The sequence below is a fragment of the Paenibacillus sp. FSL R7-0297 genome (genome assembly GCF_038009025.1).
Lineage (GTDB): Bacteria > Bacillota > Bacilli > Paenibacillales > Paenibacillaceae > Paenibacillus_AQ.
Window position 1 is genome coordinate 648,459 of the sequence record NZ_JBBPAQ010000001.1, and the last position, 18,614, is coordinate 667,072.

Sequence of the window (18,614 nt, forward strand, 5' to 3'; positions counted from 1 at the left end):
TTGTCTTCGCTTGTCCCTCTATATCTCACAGTATACGATAAGAGTAGCAGGGAATGAAACGTACTGCCCCCATTGGTTCAGTGAAATCCAAAATGTAAATATTGACAATTAGAGAAGTGCGCCCTATATTAAAAGGTAATTATATAACCGTGACTCATTACGCTGGAAGCACCCGTAATAGAGGCCTATTGGCCTTTACTGCGGGTGCTTTTTTGCGTCTATTACCGGGACACGGAAACAAGAGGAGGAATATTAATGAGGAATCTGTGCAGGAACGCCGCCTTAATGCTGCTCTCCCTGCTGATTACCCTGGCCACCCTGGCCGGGTCCGCTGCTGCATCTCCGACAGTAATAACTGCATCGGTTCAGGCGTCTTTTGATCTTACAGCGGCAACTGCAGATAGTACTGTCCGCGTCCGGCTGAAGAGCCAGTACAGCGAGTTATCCCTCCTGTCCGCCCAATATGACAGCCGGGAGGTACAGATTAGAGCGCTTCATGATCAGAATGCAGAGGCGCTGATTGTTGTCCGGGAGGCCATCAAGAATATAGACCAGGCTTCCGTAGCCCGCCTTACCGCAGCAGTCAGAAGCGCCAAGGAACGCTACCAGCCGCTGTTCGATCAATACAGCACGCTCAACAAACGAATTTCCCTGCTCAAAGGGCTGAAGGACAAGACGCTGAATTCCGTACTGAAGGCCCAGTCCGAGGCAATGAAGCTTCTTGTACAGCTGGCCCGCCAGGAGATACGCGACAAGGAGGCCCTTCTCAAAGCTGCCAAGGATGCACGCACCCAGCGGGTTGCCGCCGCCCGTAAGATTCTGGCCGGAATGGACAATGCGCAAATTTCAATGAAATCTCAGAAGAGTGCAGCCTCCGTATTAAACAAACGGCTTACCGCGGACTGGAGCGATTTCAAATCTGCGGTCCGGAAGCAGAACTCCGTCCTGGCCGGCCAATCCTTATCCTCAATGGTCTCCATCTACCGGCAAATTGCAGCCAGCAAGCTGAAGATTATTGAGCTGGAGCAGAAGATTGCAGCGATTATTACCGCTACCCATAAGCAAATCGGCACTTGAACTCCTGCCTGTCCTGTATCTTCCGCCCGTACGGGCGCATATGGTAGTTAAAGGATACCATCATCATGCGGCGGGAGGAGGCATTCACTATGCGTATCTGCATCATTGCACCCGAACAGTTCCCGGTTCCAGGGGATGGCTCTGTAGAGATCTGCATCTGGAATATTGCCCGGCGGCTTGCCCGAAGGCACAAGGTAACTATAGTGAGCCGGAGATCGCCGGGACTCTCTGACACTGACGAAATAGAGCAGGTCAGGTTCATCCGCCTTCCTTCCGGCACCCCTGCCCGGTACCGCAGCTCGGTTCTCGGATATCTGGAGGCGGCAGAACCCTTTGAACTGATTCAGATCGATAACCGGCCGCTGCTGTTGGCCGCCGTCAAACGGCGGCACCCCAGCACTCCGGTGCTGCTGTTCCTGCATTCCCTGACCTTCGTGCCTCCGGAATCCAGAATCGCCCGCAGCCTCGCCCTGGCGGACGCTGTCGCGGCTAATAGCCGCTCCCTGCAGCAGCGGCTCGCACGGCGGTTCCCCGGCATCCCGGGCAAGCTCCGCGTTGTTCCGCTGGGAGCGGACCTGTCCCGCTTCGTCCCCGTGCCGGCGCACGAGAAGGCACGCCTGCGTGCGCTGTACGGCCTGGCTCCCGGCTTCACCGTCTTGTTCGTAGGCCGGGTAATCCCGCGCAAGGGAGTACCTGTGCTGATCCGGGCCATGCACCGGCTGAACAGGCATATGCCCGCCCGGCTAGTGATCGCCGGAGACGGCAAGCCGGCTTACCTCCGGCAGCTTAAGGTACTCGCGCGCCGGCTGGGCGTGCGCGTGTCTTTCCTGGGGAATATCCCGCATGAGGATATTCACAGCCTGTATCAGGCCGCAGACTGCTTCATCTGCCCTTCCCAGCGGCATGAGTCCTTCGGCCTCGTGAATGTGGAGGCCATGGCCACGGGACTTCCGGTGATCGCCTCGCGAAACGGCGGAATCCGGGAGATTATTGATTCCGGCCATAACGGATATCTGGTGGAGAGATACCGGGACCCCGCTCCTTTCGCCAAGCGAATGCTGATGATCGGCCGCAATCCTCTGCTCGCGGCTAGGATCGGGATGCAGGGGCGGAGCGATGCGCTGCAGATGTTCGAATGGCAGCATACTGTAGAGCTGCTGGAGAATCTCTACCTGAAGCTGGTACCGCAATAACCGGAGGAGGCGGGTCCGTGCGCCTCCTCCGGGATGCGGTACAGCAACCCCTTTGACGCTCCCCCGGGAATGCGACATTGTGTCCTACGAATTTTGTGATCCTTCTCGCAGGATACAGCTGCAGTTAATATTATACTCATATTGTAAGCGTTGCCATTAAGCAAATGCACTGTACAGTAAGCCAACCAGACATTGGCAACCCCCTACAACACAATATTCGCTGTAGAAAGGGTGCATCGTTATGTTAATGATCAAAGCTATAGTACGGCCGGAGAAAGCGGATGAGGTCATGGCTGAATTACTGCTTGCCGGCTTCCCCTCCATCAGCAAAATGGACCTGCTCGGACGCGGTAAGCAAAAGGGAATACAGGTCGGAACCAACCATTACAATCAAATTTCCAAGAAGCTTCTGATGATCGTAGTCCAGGATGATGAGAAGGATGACGTCATCAGCATTATTATGCGCACAGCAAGAACCGGTGAGCATGGCTCATTCGGCGACGGCAAAATTTTTGTCCTGCCCGTACAGGAGGTCTTCACTATCAGCAACGGTAAAAACCAGCTGTAACCTTCCCGTTCTTCCTTATGATCTGCTTTCCTGTAGCACATATGAAAGAGGCAGCAAAACGTTCCTCCGGACTCCGTCTTCACGGACGGTCCGGGGAATGCCTTGCCGCCTCTGCCTGTTCTTGCTGATGCTATTGTCAGATCATCTGGATCACCGTAAGCACCAGCCCCACAACAAAACCGCACACAGCTCCATTCACGCGAATCCACTGCAGATCCTTGCCCACCTTCTCCTCCAGCATGTTCACGAGCGAAGCGTCATCCATTTGATCAAGGTTCTCCTTGACCAGCTGGCCGATCCGGTAATGATTAGATTCCACGAAGGAGATCAGCGTGCCGCGGATCCTTTCCTCGGAAGCCTGAATCCATTCCTGCTCCTTGCCGATCCGCCGGACCAGCACAGCATACAGCCAGAACAGCTTGCGGCCGCCGCGCACCCGGTCTTCCTCAAGCAGCGCAACCGCCTTGACGCGCAGTCCTTCCAACTGCTGCTGCAGGAAAGCCGCAGCTGGCTCCCCTTGCAGTTCATTCAGCGCCCAATCCTTCAGCGAGGAGATCCGCTCCTCATTGCTCAGCAGCTGGAACAGAGCGACACGGATCTCCCGGATGACCTCCTCACGGTACGGGCTGTCCTCTTCCTTGAAATCACGGATAGTGGACTGCACCATGCCCTGCAGCATTTCACCCAGCATATCGGCATCAACGAATCCGACAAAAGCCTGAAAAGCCATCCCCTTCAGCCCGCCAAGCTTCACCTCAGCCAGCTTCTCGCTGGCGATCTTGCCCAGCATCGCACGGGTTTCCGGACGCCCGCTCCAGGAGGAAATCCCTTCCAGCGCATAATCAAGGGCGGCAATATCCTTGCCGTCGTTCATTAGGCTGGTAGCAATTTTATCGGCGGCAACGCCAAGCTCCGCTTCACGCAGATAGCCTGCTGCTGCGGATTGAAGATACGGAACCGCCTGCTCTACCGGAAGCCGCAGTACGAATTCTTTAATCTGCTCCAGCATTTCCGTTCTCGCTTTCTTTCTGGAGAAGAACCGTGTCAGCATGCCGGCGCCCAGAGAGATGATGTTGATTTTGCGCAGCTTGTTCTCAATGCTCTCCTTGTTCAGCAGTTCATTCTCCATCGCAGAGATTAGAGACTGTATGAGCTTATCCCGGTTCTTCAGCAGCAGCGAAGTATGCGGAATTCTAAGCCCCAGAGGATGGCGGAACAACGCGGTCACTGCAAACCAGTCGGCAATCCCTCCGACAAGACCGGCCTCGAAGCCCCCTCTCAGCAGAATAACAGCCAGATTCTCCGGCAGAAATAAGGTGAACAGGAAGCCGCAGGCCATGATGGCAAGAGATATGGTAGCTAAATTTCTGGATTTCATGTGTTTATTATCCCCCTTACATAACGACCCCAAGCGATCTTTTGCCCGGAAAAATTGCTTTTCAGACAACAGCAGACATTCCCGTTACAAGATTGCAGGTCTACATTCAATTGTACCACGAGAAGACTCTTTTCTGAAAATCCGGCAAGAAACGCAGCTTAAATATACGTACCCCGGACTATATATGGATGAAAATGCGAATTTTCAAATTTCAGAGAAATAATGATAAGATACAGAAAGATAGTTATCTCGTGAAACCTATATATGATTACAACTATGGAATAGGAGAACTGCAACATGCTAATTGCACTGGATATGGACGGAACACTGCTGAACGGGGATGGGGAGATTAGCAGGGAGAATAAGGAAGCCATACTCCGCGTACAGCGCCTGGGCCATACCGTGATCATTGCCACCGGACGTTCTTACATGGATGCGGAGCGTCAGCTGCGGCTGGCGGATCTGGAGTGTCCTGTAGTGAGTCTGAACGGCGCTGTTGTCACACTGCCTGACGGAACGCTGGCCGCGAGTACACCGCTGAACAAGGAGGATATCATCCCCGCGCTGCGCTGGATGAACGAGATTCCTGAATTGTACTACGAAGTATACACAGAGGATAACGTATATGTAGAGCTCGATAAGCGGGTACGGCTGGAGAAGCTGTCGGCACTGAAGGAAGATGAGGTTCCCGAAGAGGTAGGCTGGCTGCTTAAGGCGATGATCGACCAGCAGTTTCAGCAGGCGGCTGTAACCTATGTGGAGAGCATGGAGGACATCTGGAGCAAAGAGGAGAATCTGATCTACAAGACACTCGCCTTCTCGCTGAACCGTGAACTGCTGAAGGAAGCCTCTACACGGTTCGCCGCGATTCCCGGGCTGATTATTACGGCATCGCATGTCAACAATATTGAAATTAATCATAAAGATGCTAATAAAGGCAACGGCGTGAAGCTGATAGCAGAGCATTACGGTATCCCCGCAGCGCAAATCGCAGTAATGGGTGACAGCTATAATGATCTGCCGATGTTCGAGATCGCCGGCTACCGAATTGCTATGGAGAATGCCGCCCCCATCCTCAAGGAAACCGCCGATTTCATTACGCTAAGCAACTCGGAGCATGGTGTTGCTGCGGGTCTGCGGCATCTTTTGGAGAAGAAATAACTATCGGTCCGGCTGTGAAGGCCCTCCATCTTCACAAGTAGAAACGGCTTTGCCGTCCTTTTAAAGGACGGTACCGTTTCAGCGAGAAATAGAAGGATAATTTATGCGCGGAGCATATAAATTCTTATATTTTAAAGAAACAGCCTTCAAGGAAGGCTGCTCTTCTCAGCGGCGGCTGGCTCCTGAACGATGAAGACAGCAGAAAGATATTGCACCCAGGTTTAATGCGAGAAATACAATGAGAATTAACCGCTGGGCAGTGGTCAGAGCCACAAGAACGGGAATAAACACAACATCCCTCCAGATTTCACCTTAAATGTGTGAATCTATTTCAATCAGCTCATCCTTTGCGGACAGCTGTACTGATTAAGTAAATGATCCAGGGCAACCGACTGTTTAACCACTTTGGGATGTGTCAAAATGCCGTATTTTTGCTGCGTCTGATATAATTTCTGTCTGGCTTCCTCTACCTGCAGCAAAATCTTACGCTTATTGGTCTGCATGACACTTCCTCCTCTGTCCAATATATTAATCTCAGCTGTCAAAAATTGGACCTTATGATAAATGGCGTGATAATCTCGCATAACCTTCCGCTTGATAGTGAAGCTCAGAACAACATAAACAGCCCGGGAGCTTCAGCTGCCGGGAGCGTTAGGAGGAACATAAATGAACCTGTACCCGGGGATTGCCCGGCTATATGAGAACCGGCTGCTGCGTACCGAGCTGGAATGTGAGCAATTTGATCTTGCACTGGAAGGTCTGGCCGGTGATACAGAGGACGTTGTAATTCATCAGATCTTCAAGGTCTTCGATGATGACACAGAGCAGGAGGAGGTCATGTTCAGCCTCGTCCATTTCGTGGAGAGTCTTCAGATGGAGATGTATCTGACCCAGCTGCTGCACTCCCTTCCGGAGATGCTGGAGCACGCCCGCAACTGGGCCATTGTACTGAATGAAAGAATCCTGAACGATGATAACTACCGCAAGGATTACGCCGATATCGCCGCCCTCATGCCGCCAAGAATCAAGCAATGCCTGATGTTCCTGCTGGAGGAAATTAAGGAAGATAAGCCCCGGTTATTTGAGCGAAAGGTGAACTACATCCTCTCCAGACTGAAGTAAGCCGGAGCTCAAATTGCGGTCCTATTCTTCAAAATCGAGGTTGACCGGTTCCGGGGGAAGACTATCCTCCACACCCTCATCGGTTGTAGGCACCTTGGCATCGACGACCTCGAAACGGAACTGATCCACCCATACTTTGCCGGCCCCACTAAGCAGAATACCAAAAGCTATTGCCGAACTCTCCTTCGGAATATCCAGAATCACATTATACTGATTCCAGTCCTCTGAACCCTTGATGGGCCGGCTCTGCATGTTATCGAACTTCAGCATTTCCCCGTTCTCCGCATCAATTCTCATCCACAATCCGGCCCAGCCGTTGATATGCTGCGGTTTAACAAAGGCCGAGAGCTTCAGCCGCTTACCCAAGTAGGCTTCTGCACTGAAAATTTGCATTAAGGTGACAAAGCCGTTCTCCCGGGCTTTAATAGACTGAAGCCGTGCCGAAGCTTTCCCCATATGAACCTCTGACTTATCCACCGTAACTTCATAGTCTTCCCCGTTCAATCCGGTAACTGTCCAGCCTTTCAATGCTTGTTCTGTAATCATCTTGATCTCTCCTTTAATCAGATTTCTTGAGTAGGTCCGGTACTGGCCGGGAGTAATCCGGTACACTTTCTTGAATGCACGGGAGAAGGCCTCCTGAGAGTGAAAATGGTATTCTACGGCGATATCCAATATTCGTTTATTGGTATAAATCAGCTCTGCGGCTGCTTTGGCCAGTCTTCTCCGCCGTACGTAATCAGCCACCGTCTTCCCCACCGCCGCATAGAAGATGCGGTAGAAATGGTGGGAAGAAAATTTACTGTGCACCGAAATTTCCTTCAGGGTAATCGCTTCTGTGAGGTTCCTCTCAATATAATTCAGCGAACGCCTCACGGCCTTGGAATGTATTCCTTCACTCATAGGCTGTCCCCTCCTCTGTTAATACGATATCATGGCTGTTGGAATTACATTTGATCTTTTATTCCATATAATTACTCAACACTTATTATTAGAAGAAACTTATTTCCAGTCCTATCTTTTCTATTCCTCTCCCGTGCAGAAACCGGATCAGAATGGTATATTGTATACTGGTCAAAATGTACGGCTGCTTAATCACTATATCAATGTATTCGAGACTCTATCATTTCTACTTGCAGATTAGCTTATAGAATAAATGAAGGTGAATTCCAATGAACAAGCTATTATTTCATAATATACCGCTCGGTGCTACCGGCGAGAAAATCCCCCAGGCGAAGGTTGCCTCCGCCCGGACGAGCAGGGAGACCGTGAAACCCGGAGACAGCGACGCGGCTTACTTCCGCAGGCTGGAGGAAGGCGGCATTCTGCTCAATTCTCCGCAAATCTCAGCGGTGCGGCATCATCTCGGGCCGCTGCTGACGCTGGCGGGAGCAGGCTCCGGCAAAACCTCGGTGCTGATCTGCAGAACCGGGTATTTGCTGTCTGTGCGCGGCATCGCCCCGGGCCGGCTGCTGCTGCTCACGTTCTCCAGCAAGGCTGCGGCGGAAATGCGGGAGCGGATTGCCGTGCTGCCGGGTGTGAACGCAGGTGATGCCGCACGGCTGCAGGCCCGCACGTTCCACTCGTTCTTCCTCTATTTCCTGCGCCGTCAGGGACTGCGGCAGGATATTTTCCACGAGACGCGGCGCCAGCACATCCTGCTGAAGCAGATCATGCGTCAGCTTGGGCTGCCGAAGGATGCCTATCCCCCAGAGAATCTGCTCACCTTGCTCTCCTCCTGCAAGATGAATATGGGCTTGCCCGAGGATATGCCGGAAACGACAGAAGCGGAGAAGGAAATGAAGGCCATTCTCGCCCTGTACGAGCAGTGGAAGACCGAACATTTCAAAATCGATTTCGACGACGTGCTGCTGATCGCCTACCGGATGCTCCGGGAGCAGCCGGCGCTGCTGCTGGAGCTGCAGCAGAAATACCAATATGTAATGGTCGATGAATTCCAGGATACGAATGCGCTGCAATATGAGCTGGTCAAAATGATCGCCCATCCACAGGACAACCTGATGGTGGTCGGAGACGATGATCAGACCATCTATTCCTTCAACGGGGCGCGCAGCGAGTTCATTCTGGAGTTCGAGAAACTGTATCCAAATGCCAAGGTGATCACCCTCGATATCAATTACCGCTCCGGACCGGCCATTATCGGGCTCGGTAACGGGATTATTCGCCATAATACACGGCGCCGGGCCAAGACGCTGCAAGCGGCCAAAAGCAGTGGAAATCCGCCCCGCTATCTTCGTCCGCAGACTGCGGACGAAGAGGCCGAGCAGATTGTAGAGCATATTGAACGTGAGATTGGCAGCGGAGCAAGGGAATATCGCGATTATGCGCTGTTGTACCGCGCCACCAGCAGCAACCGGGCAATCCTAGAGCTGCTGCTGATGCGCGATATCCCTTATGTAGACTACGGCGAAGGCCAGCTGCTCTACGAGCATTGGCTGATCTCCCCCGTGCTGGATCATCTGCGCCTGTCTGTTAACCGCCGTAACTTCGCCGCGATGGAGAATATTCTGCCGACCCTCTACATGAGCCGGGAAAAAGGGATGGAGCATATCCGCCGCATGGAGTCCGTGCAGGCGAAACAGGGCCCGCTGATTCACCTCCTGTCCATGCCGGGCATGGAGGATTTCAAAGCTACCAAGCTGCGCGAGCGGCTGGATCTGATCCGCGGGCTGAGCGGGCTGACGCCGGTGCAGGCGATCCGCCAGATCCGCACTGTTTTCTATGACTATTTCATTGAAGCCAATGAACGGCACCAGGCCACATTGCACCGGGAGACGCTTAAGGAAATGCTCGATGAGCTGGAGGCATCCGCAGAGCGGTTCGGCACGATCCCGTTGTTCCTCGAATTCATTGATAACGTAACCGAGCGCAACGAGCAGAGCCGTCAGCCGGGGCTTAAGGAGCAAGGCAACCGCATCGCCCTGATGACTATCCATAAATCCAAAGGACTGGAGTTCCCCGTAGTCTTCCTTATCGGGGCTTCCGAGGGTATTCTGCCGCATAGCTCCGCACTGGAGGAGGGCCGGCTGAAGGACCGCAAGCCGGCGAAGGCAAGCGTTACTGTGGTCGGCAGTGCTGCCGCCAGAGCCGCAGCTGAGGCTGGAATAGCTGCACTCGAAGAGGAACGCAGACTCGCCTATGTAGCCGTTACCCGGGCCCGCGAGGAGCTGTTCATCAGCTCGCCCGCAAGGCACCGGGGCAAGAAGGCAGAGGTCTCGCGCTTCATGCTCTCCGCCTTCCGCGCTGCAGCACCGCCTCAGGCAACTGCACCGGCCGCCGGAAACAGAAGCACTGTAGTACGCAGCAGCTATTCGTCCGGGTCCTCTGCAGCCAGAATGCATACAGTTCCCGTCTGGAGCTGTTCCGGGAAGTCCTGCCCGGGCTGGACCCGGATGAAGGCGGGCGGAGCCGAGGATCACCTTGCCTCGAAGCCCTGTCCGCTGTGCAAATCCCCGATGGAAAAAAGCACCCGGGAAGTCCCTGTATAACGGGACACACGGCCGCCTGTACACAAGCATCAGCCCCATTCAGCAGCTACTCGGCGCTGAATGGGGCTGATGCTGTTATTCCCGGGTTCATCTTGCCCGCACCTGGAATTGGGGCAGATAATCGGCATTCTGCTCAAGAATATCGGCCAGAACCTCCTTGGCGATCCGCTCATCTCCTATCAGCGGGTGGATCGTCAGCGCCTGTAGTGCAGAGGCATAATCCCCTTTCACTGCCGCTTCAATCGTCAGCTCTTCATAAGCCTTCACCACCTGCAGCAGACCTCTGATCTGGGGAGGGAGCGGCTTACTCGGGGCAAGCGCATGCGGTCCATCGGATTTGATAACACAGTTGATCTCAATGGAGACATCGCCCGGAAGATCAGGGATAGTCCCCTGATTACGCACATTGACCGTCTGAATGTCGCCGGTATCATTATAGATGGACTTCATCAATTGAACAGCCGCTTCCGAATAGTAGGCACCGCCGCGTTTCTCCAATTGAGCCGGCTTACTGTTCACTTCAGGTTGCTTATAGATCTCGAACAGCTCGGCTTCTACTTCTTTTACCTCATCGGCACGGGTCTTTCCGGTCTCTTGATAATGCCCGGAGATCTCCCGGTACATCTCCTCCTTCATATAATAATAACGGTGGTAGGGGCAAGGAAGTGCTCCCACGGACTGAATGAATTCGGAATCCCACTCCAGATCGGGTATATTGGCCATCGAAGGTCCTTTGGCTCCGGACAGCTTGTTCAGGAAATCCTCCGTCACGTCCTCTCCTTCAATCAGCACCCGGGTCGTCCAGTGGAGATGATTGATTCCGACAATCTCAATAAACATATCCGATTGCGGAACCCCGTAGAGCTCAGCGATCTGCATCTTCGTGCTTATCGGGAGATTGCACAGCCCGACAGATTTGACACGGGAATGCTTCGAGACGGCTTCCGTAATAATACCGGCCGGGTTGGTGAAGTTGATCATGAACGCGCCCGGAGCCAGTTCCTCAATATCCCGGCAAATGTCCAGAATTACCGGAATGGTGCGAAGCGCCTTGGCGAATCCGCCCGCGCCCGTCGTCTCCTGGCCGATTAAATGATGGGCCAGCGGTATCTTCTCATCTCTTGAGCGGGCATCCAGCATGCCCACACGGATCTGCGTAGCGACAAAATCCGCACCGCGAATCGCTTCGCGCCGGTCCAGCGTCGTATGCAGCTTCATTGGTTTGCCGCTTGCATCAATCATACGCTGCGCCAGTTCACCTATGATTCTCAGCTTGTCCGCTCCGGCCTTAATATCAGCCAGATACAGCTCAGCAACCGGGAATTCATCATAATAACGGATCAGTCCCTCTACAAGCTCCGGCGTATAGGAGGAGCCTCCTCCGATTACTGCGATTTTCAAGTGGTTCTTCTTCATTTGTGATTTCCTCCGTCTCTCTTGAAACTCTCTATTATTGCTGTGGTTACGGGCAGGCCAAGCTGGTCCATGGCAAGCATCACCGCACCGAATACAGGCGGCAGCTCCGGGATTACTAGTGTGCTAAGGGGATGCTCCGCCTTCACCTCTTGAAGCAGCGCATCCAGCAGCAACGGGTTTCTGCCGGATTGAAGGATACTCCCCGTAAGGATGACCGGCACCGCTTCCTCTTCAAAGCCGCCCAGTTTGCGGATTACGGCCGATGCAGAAATCCCCAGCTCTCTGCCCATATCTGCAAGCAACTGGCGGGAGAGCCAATCACCCGAGTCTGCCGATTCGTGAACAATCAGCGACAGCTCCAGCGGCGCCGCAGTGATCTCATCATCGAGATACCGGTTCAGCATCTCCCCGAAGCTTGTAAACCCAAGCCTCAGAGGTATCCGCTCGACCAGATCACTGTAGGGTTCCCTGCCTTCCCAGCAGCGCACAGCCCTGCCGAGTGCCTGTGCAGCGAGATAAAAGCCGCCGGCCCGGTCACCGAACAAAGTATCGAATCCGCCTACCTGCACCGTTTGCCCGAGCCGGTTGCGGCCCGCTGCGTTCGTATTGCTTCCACAGACAAGCACCACTCCCGTGTTATCCCGGCTCCCGACACGGAGCCCCTCCAGCGTATCGCAGACCATATTCCAGCTCCGCAAGTCCAATTGCCTGCTGATTTCCGGAGAAAGCTTGTCCATATCAATACTGCGATCGGCACCCGCAAGACCGAACTGCACAAAACCCAGCTGATCCATGGCAATCCCTGCCTGCGCAAGCGCACCAAACAGCGCTCCGCGAATATTGAGCACAGCCGCCTGGACACCAATGATTTGATGGTTGCCGCAGCCTGTCACTGCGGATCCCAGCACTTTGCCGCAATGATCAGCTATAATGGCAATGGTTTTGCTTCCGCCGCCGTCTACACCCGCGAAGTACATAGCTTTCACTCCTGATTGGTATATTGAGTTTATTTATAGTAACATTTTTATATATTGTTCCTACAAATATATTGCCTTTTTCATGCATCCACATAATAAGAGAGTTCTCTTACAAAAAAAATATAGATAATTCTCTTTACCTGGCATGGGGTGAACAAAGAGCGAATTCCAGTTTTAGGAATTTCGTATTCCCAGAACTCTCTTTTCTATTAGGTTTCTCCGGCCCTTTTTCCGTGATATAATATAACAAATTGGCATCGGAGGAAACTTGTAATGACAAAGAGAACAAATAACACATTATATTTCAACATTAAAGAACAACTGCTCAAACAGATTCAATCCGGATTCTATGCCGTCGGAGAGAAACTCCCCACCGAAGCCGCATTATGCGAGATGTTCTCCGCCAGCCGGACTACAATCCGCCTCGCGCTCAGCGAGCTTGAGGTTCAGGATATTCTTGAGCGGCATCAGGGCAAGGGCACCTTCGTCAAACGAAAGGAGCTCCAGCTTAACCAGAAACGCAGCTTCACAGAAGATGTGCTGATGAGCGGCAAAGAGCCGACCAGTAAAATCATCGAAGCCAAAGTGATGCCTGCGGAAATACCGCTTAATGAATTTCTTAATATTTCGGTGAAAGCTCCCGTGAACCAGCTTTTGCGGATCCGCTATGCGGATAATGAACCTCTTCTATATGAAACTACTTATATTGCCTGGGATCTTGCCCCGGGGCTCATCAATGAATATAAAGACGGATCACTTTTCTCCTTCCTTGAATCAGAGTACAATCTGAAGGCTTACCGCTCTGTGGAGCAGCTGAAGCCTGTACTGGCAGACAAGCTGGCCAGCAGGTTACTTGGCGTCAAAGAAGGCTCCCCTTGTCTGCAAGTAAGAACTTTTACGTATCTGGCGGACGGCTCCCCTCTGGAATACAGCTTCGGCGTATTCCGGGGTGATTTCCCCAGCTATACTATCGAGAGGCAGTTTGGATAACAGAAGGTTAGATCAAAATCATAGCAGAGAGCATACGGAGCGCCCCTCATGGGGCGCTCCGGCTCCGTTGCCTTCAGTTCATTAAGCTCCTGCTATTCTTTGATAATTTCAAAATAACGCCCCAGCCAATAAGGCAACGTGAATACTGAACCCGCCTCAATGCTGCCTGTACGGTAGTTATACCCTGGATTGGCGCCTGTAGTCTGGCTGTCATTCTCAAACGGATTCGAGTTATGCTTAATGATGCGCCGCTCATCCGGTGCAAGCGCGTAGTTCGTCTGCTTGAAATCGTCGCGGTCACCCGGTTCAATATAGAGCACATCCTGACGATCCCATTGCACCGGGAACTCAATCTGGAATTCAGGGAAACGGTACAGGAATCGGACCGCAGATTGCAGATCGACATCGGTTTTATCCGGATGTGCAAGCTGGTAGAGGAAGGTGTAGAACGGATTCTCCTCCCGCACCTCATTGGAATACCACTGATCATAGGCTGCTACAATCTGCGCATGTCTGCCTGCATCCTGCTCAAGAGTAACAAGTATGAATACCGGGAACCAGCCCAGCTCTTCATCGGAGTAATTGATGTATTGGGTCCAGTCATTATGAAGCGTCGCATTGGTGTTTGTGCCACCCCCTGCATTATCCATGGTTACGGCCTGGTTATCGTTCTCGCTGTAAGCGTTGGTAGCCTGACGCACAAGTCTCCGCTCAATATAATCAAGTGCCATATCCATATAGCCAAGGCCGTTGATATACGGTTCCTCCTTGCTGTAGCTGCCAGCAAAAGCCTGCTCATAGGCCAGCTCATATTTCGCCGAATCGGCCGGATAGCTCTCTGCGACAATATAGCTTGCTGATTTCAGCGCAGCCATGACTTGCAGTGCGTTGAGCGGTCCGTCTTCGTAACCGTAGGACAGCGCATCATCTCCGTTCTCGTCAACGCCGATCTTGGACTGCCACTGTACCTGCTGCTCCATAACGCCAAGGCTGTCGTTGAAGTACTTGGCGAACCATCTGGACCACTGTGTTGATTTGCCGGTAGCATCCTCAATGTAATAATGGTCATCCTTCAAGATCAGCTCTGTCATGCGGTGTGTTGTTTCTTCAATAAGGGATTTCAGCTCAAGAAGCTCAGGATCAGAGCTGTCACCGACCAGATATTTATAAGCTGTGTAGAACATGGCGTAGTGCCCATCCACTTCATCTGCGGAGGTATCTGCCTTATACACAATCTGATTCATGTCGATATGGCCGTCCACAATGGCGCTATCCGGGAACAAATCATTGAAGAAATCCGGAATCTGCTCATAGACAGGAGCCGTCAGCTGAAACAGCGGCTTATTATTTTCACCCGTTGTTTTGTCTTCCTTCGCATCATTGTTGTTGGTGGCAGCCGTGATGACAGGCAGCACCTGATAGACTGCGCCAGTTACGGCAGTTCCAACCCGTGTCTTGATATCAATCCCCAGCTTCTGGCCTTCAGGACGCGTCAGGTTCAGCTCGTCAATGGCGGCCTGGCTAAGCCCAAGTCCATTATAGTTGAGCACATCAGTACCTCCACTCGGGAACAGCGTGGAGCCTTTTTTGTTCTGTGCGTCCTTGGTTACCCTAACCATGGAATAGCCAATCGGCTCTGTTCCGTCGTCACGCTGCATGCTTGGAATAATTCCATTGGGGTTAATCATGTCCGGCCCGACGAAGTTCTGGAACCAGAACCCGTTCGTAGACTGGTAGCCATACACTGAATTGCCCACTGTAGCCGCAGTGGCTTCGCTGGTCAGCATATAGGAACGTGCCGGGAACCCGTTTCCGCGTCCGGATACATAATCAAGCAGCAGCACAGCCTTGGTTGCTCTAAGCGCTGCCGCTCTGGCATCGGCGATTTCTGCCTGCTCTCCAGAGGCCGGACTGGTCCCGTACTGATCCTGCAGCGCTTTATAGCGGAATACCTCACCCATTGCATACATCGCGGTCCATAAGCCATCATTATCGCTGGTGGTAGGCGTTGATGTGAACAGTCCGGTCGCAGAGTTGTAATTGACCGCATCCAGCTTGCTGTCCGTCTCCGTAAAGGTAAAGCCTGCGCCATGAACCATGCCGCGCCGGTCAAGAATCGACTCCACGAGATCCTCATAGATAAACGATTTGTCATGCAGCGTCTTCTCCGGCATCGCGATATGAGTGACACCGCTTGCGGTCCGGACCCAGATGCCATCCTGCCCGTCGCTGGCAAGTCCCGTCACATGATCATCGCCGCCATATAGATATCTCGGTCCAGCCATATACTGAACGATATCCTTGGTATCGCTTGCGCCGAAATCAACCCGCTGCAGGCCGGTCTCCGTTCCAATCCAGTATACGCCCCCGTCCAGAACAACACTGGTTACATCGCCGATCACCGACAGCGGCAGAAATTTGAGTGCAGCAGTATCGGTAACCCATTCGATGCTGCCCGGGATGGACACCGATCCGGTTTTGTAATAGGTCATTTCTTTGGTCTGCACGGCTTCCAGCTGAACAGGAGAGTAGCTCGCACCAGGCAGCTTGTCTGCGAATACAGGCGCTGCCGGCAGGACAGACAACGTCAAGGCAAGCAGGGCACCCGTAATCTTCAGGCCATTCTTCTTCATCATGTACATGGTAAACTCCCCTTTCCTTATTGGTAGATATGCGATACGCCGGTTTGTGTTATAACCAGTACGCCCGTACTTCCATCCGATAGCAGCAGAAGTACCTTATCATCGTACAATGCCTTGCCTTGTGCAGAATAACTGATCATTTCATTCGTTTTGAGATTGATTTTGGTCACTCCGCCGTTTGTTCCGATCCACAAATAAGTACGGGTACTGTCCAGAATAGAAGTATTAACCCCCCGCAGGGAAGCGAATATAGAAGGTTTGACATTAAATTCATAGTTAACAAAGGTTATGGCATTCACAAGGTTCGGCATCGTCACATCCTTGTTCGCTATCGAAGGAGTGTATGAAGGATCTTGGAGAAAGGTCAAGTACTGCTTGGCCAAGCCTTCTGCTCCCGTCGAGCTGAACGAGCTTAAGGCTTCGGCATAGGAATACCGCTCGGGAGCTTTGGGCTCTGGCGTTGGTGTCGGCTTCGGGGTTGGGGTTGGGGTCGGAGTTGGGGTTGGGGTTGGGGTTGGGGTTGGGGTTGGGGTCGGACTTCCCGTGCCACCGCTTGAACCTGTTCCTCCTGAGCTGCCGGCTGTCGAAGAGATCAGCTTGCCGGAAGCATCATAATCTTGTCCGCCTATGCTTACCTTCGAAGCATTAATCGTCAGCTTGTCCGGCTTAACAGAGAACGATACGCCTTCTACATTGACTATCGCTTCTATGATTGCCCCTTCTCCAGTTACGGCAGCTGCACTGCCTAAAATCATTTTCTTGACAGTTCCTCCCTTGTTCAATTTAATTGTTGATCCTCCTGCTTTGGACGAGACATTCAAGCTGCCAATCTGGCCACTTTCCAGTGTGAAGCCCGTCTGTGCGACCACATTCAGCTCATTTACATCCCCTGACAGGGAAACAGCATCTGAAGCTCCCGTAAACACATTGACGATATTTACCGCCTGCTCCGATTCATTAACAATCTGGGCACCGGAGGTCACATCAATCTCCGTTGCTGTTGTCTTTCCCTTCAGCAGAACTCTTACAGGACCGGCGGGCTTGCTGACTACAATCCGGCTCACTTTACTGTCCGTTAGGGTGATGCTGTGTGTACCGCCGCCGTTTATGTAAACGACGCCTCCAATAGTCGTGTTGACCAGACTCAGATTACCTTCGCCAACACCAGGTGTAATATATAAATTCCCCGAGAAGTTCAGATCGGACAGGGTGCCTCCAGCCGTGTTAACAATCAGGTTTCTGCCGGATGTTCCTGAATGATCCCCGCCGTCGGCAATCAGGAGGCCCATGGCGTTATTAATCATCTTCACAGCCTCGGCCCGTGTCAGTGCTTTTCGGGGCTGGAACAAGCCTTGCGGTGTGCCTTCCACATAACCGGCTTCCTTCATAGCATATACGGCTTCCTTGGACCAGCCGGCAATCACAGCATCATCTGTAAATGGAGAGACGGCCTTCCCGGAAGCTGCAACATTGAATACTCTGCTGAGAATAAGGGCCGCCTGCTCACGGGTCAGGACCTCAAGCGGGTCGATCTTACCTTCTCCGCTGCCCATAAGGGCACCAGCTGCAACCGCTTTGCTGATCTCAGAAGCGTACCATGCCGTCTGAGGTACATCGGTAAAGCTCTGGGCACTTTCTTCACTGAAATTAAAGATCCGGTTAATTAGGGCTACGAATTCTGTTTTTCTGATTCCGTCATTCGGCAGAACAAGGCCATCCTGGTTGCCTTTGAGCAACCCCATTTCCTTCCACGAGGCAATTTCCTCTGCGGCCCATACAGGAATCTTCTCCGTTGTTTCTGCAGATGCTGCGGACGCGCCGGTAAACGCTACGGATGACACCACGGCGAATACACCAAGCGTCTGCTTCCATTTGAACTTCATCTTCATTCCTCCTCGTAAAGTTTAGATTGCGTCTGCTTCACCCGAAAATCATCTTACACACCCCGGTTTGGATCATACTTCTAATGGCGCTCGTGACTTCCCGAAACCTCTTACCCGAAACAAAATCTTCGCGGGGTTACATCCTTTTCAGGTCATTTCATTGTTTAATCTACTTTTTTATGTCACCTCCATGTCATATCACCAATGTTATTGTAGTAACATTTACCCACATTCTATTTTTAATCATAACAAATTGTCAATACATTTCTTTAACCGGCATATATTCCTCCCCTCTTTTCCACAAACTCCCATAACATCGTAAAATTCCATATAAATTCAATGTTGTTTGCGCTTACATAAAATCAACGATCAAAAATACTAAATCCTTCTTCTCGGAACAAAATGAATTTTATAAGTTTTTTTGCATGAAAAACAATTGACAGGGGGCCTGCTATAATTAATAATGAAATTATATTGTTACTACAAATTCTCTTGAACGTATCAGTCTCATTCGCTACCCAGTATTACCTCACTCATATACGTCACATAAAGTTACATATTGAGATGGAAATACGAGGAGAAAGTTGGAGTCAAGGTTAAACAGCTTCTTTTAGCGTCACATTATTTACCATTCCAACTTGAAAGGGAGGAACTGCTGCTATCCACTCTGCCCTGTGGGCAACCCCTACGGTCAACCA

At 52.1% G+C, this 18,614-nt stretch carries 14 protein-coding genes; 7 read left to right on the forward strand and 7 right to left on the reverse strand.

Annotated elements, in window-relative coordinates; all coding sequences use genetic code 11:
* Positions 1 to 255 precede the first annotated feature (255 nt).
* The 3 genes from MKZ24_RS02755 to MKZ24_RS02765 all read left to right on the forward strand — a co-directional run bounded on the left by MKZ24_RS02755 (position 256) and on the right by MKZ24_RS02765 (position 2,838).
* Complete coding sequence (locus tag MKZ24_RS02755; RefSeq protein WP_052415915.1) at positions 256 to 1,077, forward strand: hypothetical protein; 822 nt, start codon at positions 256 to 258, stop codon at positions 1,075 to 1,077.
* Between the two features lie 89 nt (positions 1,078 to 1,166).
* A complete protein-coding gene (locus MKZ24_RS02760) occupies positions 1,167 to 2,270 on the forward strand; it encodes a glycosyltransferase family 4 protein (protein ID WP_042231935.1) in 1,104 nt (367 codons plus the stop codon).
* A gap of 241 nt (positions 2,271 to 2,511) precedes the next feature.
* Positions 2,512 to 2,838 carry a P-II family nitrogen regulator gene (locus tag MKZ24_RS02765; protein WP_042210152.1) on the forward strand — a complete coding sequence of 109 codons (327 nt, stop codon included), beginning with the start codon at positions 2,512 to 2,514 and terminating at the stop codon, positions 2,836 to 2,838.
* A gap of 136 nt (positions 2,839 to 2,974) precedes the next feature.
* Here the strand turns inward: MKZ24_RS02765 and MKZ24_RS02770 are convergent, their stop codons facing one another.
* Positions 2,975 to 4,216 carry a DUF445 domain-containing protein gene (locus tag MKZ24_RS02770; RefSeq protein WP_042231932.1) on the reverse strand — a complete coding sequence of 414 codons (1,242 nt, stop codon included), beginning with the start codon at positions 4,214 to 4,216 and terminating at the stop codon, positions 2,975 to 2,977.
* Between the two features lie 297 nt (positions 4,217 to 4,513).
* On the opposite strand from MKZ24_RS02770, the gene MKZ24_RS02775 reads away from it, so the two are divergent.
* Entirely contained in the window at positions 4,514 to 5,377 is an 864-nt protein-coding gene (locus MKZ24_RS02775; protein WP_042231929.1) for a Cof-type HAD-IIB family hydrolase, read from the forward strand.
* Between the two features lie 335 nt (positions 5,378 to 5,712).
* On the opposite strand, the gene MKZ24_RS02780 is transcribed toward MKZ24_RS02775, so the two are convergent.
* On the reverse strand, positions 5,713 to 5,880 hold the full coding sequence (locus MKZ24_RS02780; RefSeq protein ID WP_081956344.1) for an aspartyl-phosphate phosphatase Spo0E family protein: 168 nt from the start codon (positions 5,878 to 5,880) through the stop codon (positions 5,713 to 5,715).
* Between the two features lie 163 nt (positions 5,881 to 6,043).
* On the opposite strand from MKZ24_RS02780, the gene MKZ24_RS02785 reads away from it, so the two are divergent.
* On the forward strand, positions 6,044 to 6,499 hold the full coding sequence (locus tag MKZ24_RS02785; RefSeq protein ID WP_042231926.1) for an Imm30 family immunity protein: 456 nt from the start codon (positions 6,044 to 6,046) through the stop codon (positions 6,497 to 6,499).
* A gap of 21 nt (positions 6,500 to 6,520) precedes the next feature.
* On the opposite strand, the gene MKZ24_RS02790 is transcribed toward MKZ24_RS02785, so the two are convergent.
* On the reverse strand, positions 6,521 to 7,402 hold the full coding sequence (locus MKZ24_RS02790) for a helix-turn-helix transcriptional regulator (RefSeq protein ID WP_042231923.1): 882 nt from the start codon (positions 7,400 to 7,402) through the stop codon (positions 6,521 to 6,523).
* Between the two features lie 269 nt (positions 7,403 to 7,671).
* On the opposite strand from MKZ24_RS02790, the gene MKZ24_RS02795 reads away from it, so the two are divergent.
* Positions 7,672 to 10,008: a UvrD-helicase domain-containing protein gene (locus MKZ24_RS02795; RefSeq protein WP_042231921.1), complete on the forward strand. Its 2,337-nt coding sequence runs from the start codon at positions 7,672 to 7,674 to the stop codon at positions 10,006 to 10,008.
* Between the two features lie 87 nt (positions 10,009 to 10,095).
* Here the strand turns inward: MKZ24_RS02795 and MKZ24_RS02800 are convergent, their stop codons facing one another.
* Both MKZ24_RS02800 and MKZ24_RS02805 read right to left on the reverse strand, forming a co-directional pair.
* The gene (locus MKZ24_RS02800; protein ID WP_042231919.1) at positions 10,096 to 11,424 is read right to left on the reverse strand and encodes a 6-phospho-beta-glucosidase; all 1,329 of its coding nucleotides are present in this window, start codon (positions 11,422 to 11,424) and stop codon (positions 10,096 to 10,098) included.
* Complete coding sequence (locus tag MKZ24_RS02805) at positions 11,421 to 12,401, reverse strand: BadF/BadG/BcrA/BcrD ATPase family protein (protein WP_340781240.1); 981 nt, start codon at positions 12,399 to 12,401, stop codon at positions 11,421 to 11,423. The genes MKZ24_RS02800 and MKZ24_RS02805 overlap by 4 nt, the downstream gene beginning before the upstream one ends.
* 273 nt (positions 12,402 to 12,674) lie before the next feature.
* Here MKZ24_RS02805 and MKZ24_RS02810 point away from each other — a divergent pair, with 273 nt between their 5' ends.
* Complete coding sequence (locus MKZ24_RS02810; protein WP_340781241.1) at positions 12,675 to 13,391, forward strand: GntR family transcriptional regulator; 717 nt, start codon at positions 12,675 to 12,677, stop codon at positions 13,389 to 13,391.
* A 92-nt stretch (positions 13,392 to 13,483) separates the two neighbouring features.
* Here the strand turns inward: MKZ24_RS02810 and MKZ24_RS02815 are convergent, their stop codons facing one another.
* Both MKZ24_RS02815 and MKZ24_RS02820 read right to left on the reverse strand, forming a co-directional pair.
* A complete protein-coding gene (locus tag MKZ24_RS02815) occupies positions 13,484 to 16,027 on the reverse strand; it encodes a hypothetical protein (RefSeq protein ID WP_340781242.1) in 2,544 nt (847 codons plus the stop codon).
* Between the two features lie 23 nt (positions 16,028 to 16,050).
* Entirely contained in the window at positions 16,051 to 17,916 is a 1,866-nt protein-coding gene (locus MKZ24_RS02820; protein WP_340781243.1) for an S-layer homology domain-containing protein, read from the reverse strand.
* Positions 17,917 to 18,614 lie beyond the last annotated feature (698 nt).

What these genes read in the sequence shown, in the direction of transcription:
- MKZ24_RS02800 (WP_042231919.1), bottom strand. Translation starts at nt 11,424, where the DNA reads ATGAAGAAGAACCACTTGAAAATCGCAGTAATCGGAGGAGGCTCCTCC.
- MKZ24_RS02785 (WP_042231926.1), top strand. Translation starts at nt 6,044, where the DNA reads ATGAACCTGTACCCGGGGATTGCCCGGCTATATGAGAACCGGCTGCTG.
- MKZ24_RS02755 (WP_052415915.1), top strand. Translation starts at nt 256, where the DNA reads ATGAGGAATCTGTGCAGGAACGCCGCCTTAATGCTGCTCTCCCTGCTG.
- MKZ24_RS02815 (WP_340781242.1), bottom strand. Translation starts at nt 16,027, where the DNA reads ATGATGAAGAAGAATGGCCTGAAGATTACGGGTGCCCTGCTTGCCTTG.
- MKZ24_RS02760 (WP_042231935.1), top strand. Translation starts at nt 1,167, where the DNA reads ATGCGTATCTGCATCATTGCACCCGAACAGTTCCCGGTTCCAGGGGAT.
- MKZ24_RS02820 (WP_340781243.1), bottom strand. Translation starts at nt 17,916, where the DNA reads ATGAAGTTCAAATGGAAGCAGACGCTTGGTGTATTCGCCGTGGTGTCA.
- MKZ24_RS02795 (WP_042231921.1), top strand. Translation starts at nt 7,672, where the DNA reads ATGAACAAGCTATTATTTCATAATATACCGCTCGGTGCTACCGGCGAG.
- MKZ24_RS02810 (WP_340781241.1), top strand. Translation starts at nt 12,675, where the DNA reads ATGACAAAGAGAACAAATAACACATTATATTTCAACATTAAAGAACAA.
- MKZ24_RS02775 (WP_042231929.1), top strand. Translation starts at nt 4,514, where the DNA reads ATGCTAATTGCACTGGATATGGACGGAACACTGCTGAACGGGGATGGG.
- MKZ24_RS02805 (WP_340781240.1), bottom strand. Translation starts at nt 12,401, where the DNA reads ATGTACTTCGCGGGTGTAGACGGCGGCGGAAGCAAAACCATTGCCATT.
- MKZ24_RS02790 (WP_042231923.1), bottom strand. Translation starts at nt 7,402, where the DNA reads ATGAGTGAAGGAATACATTCCAAGGCCGTGAGGCGTTCGCTGAATTAT.
- MKZ24_RS02765 (WP_042210152.1), top strand. Translation starts at nt 2,512, where the DNA reads ATGTTAATGATCAAAGCTATAGTACGGCCGGAGAAAGCGGATGAGGTC.
- MKZ24_RS02770 (WP_042231932.1), bottom strand. Translation starts at nt 4,216, where the DNA reads ATGAAATCCAGAAATTTAGCTACCATATCTCTTGCCATCATGGCCTGC.
- MKZ24_RS02780 (WP_081956344.1), bottom strand. Translation starts at nt 5,880, where the DNA reads ATGCAGACCAATAAGCGTAAGATTTTGCTGCAGGTAGAGGAAGCCAGA.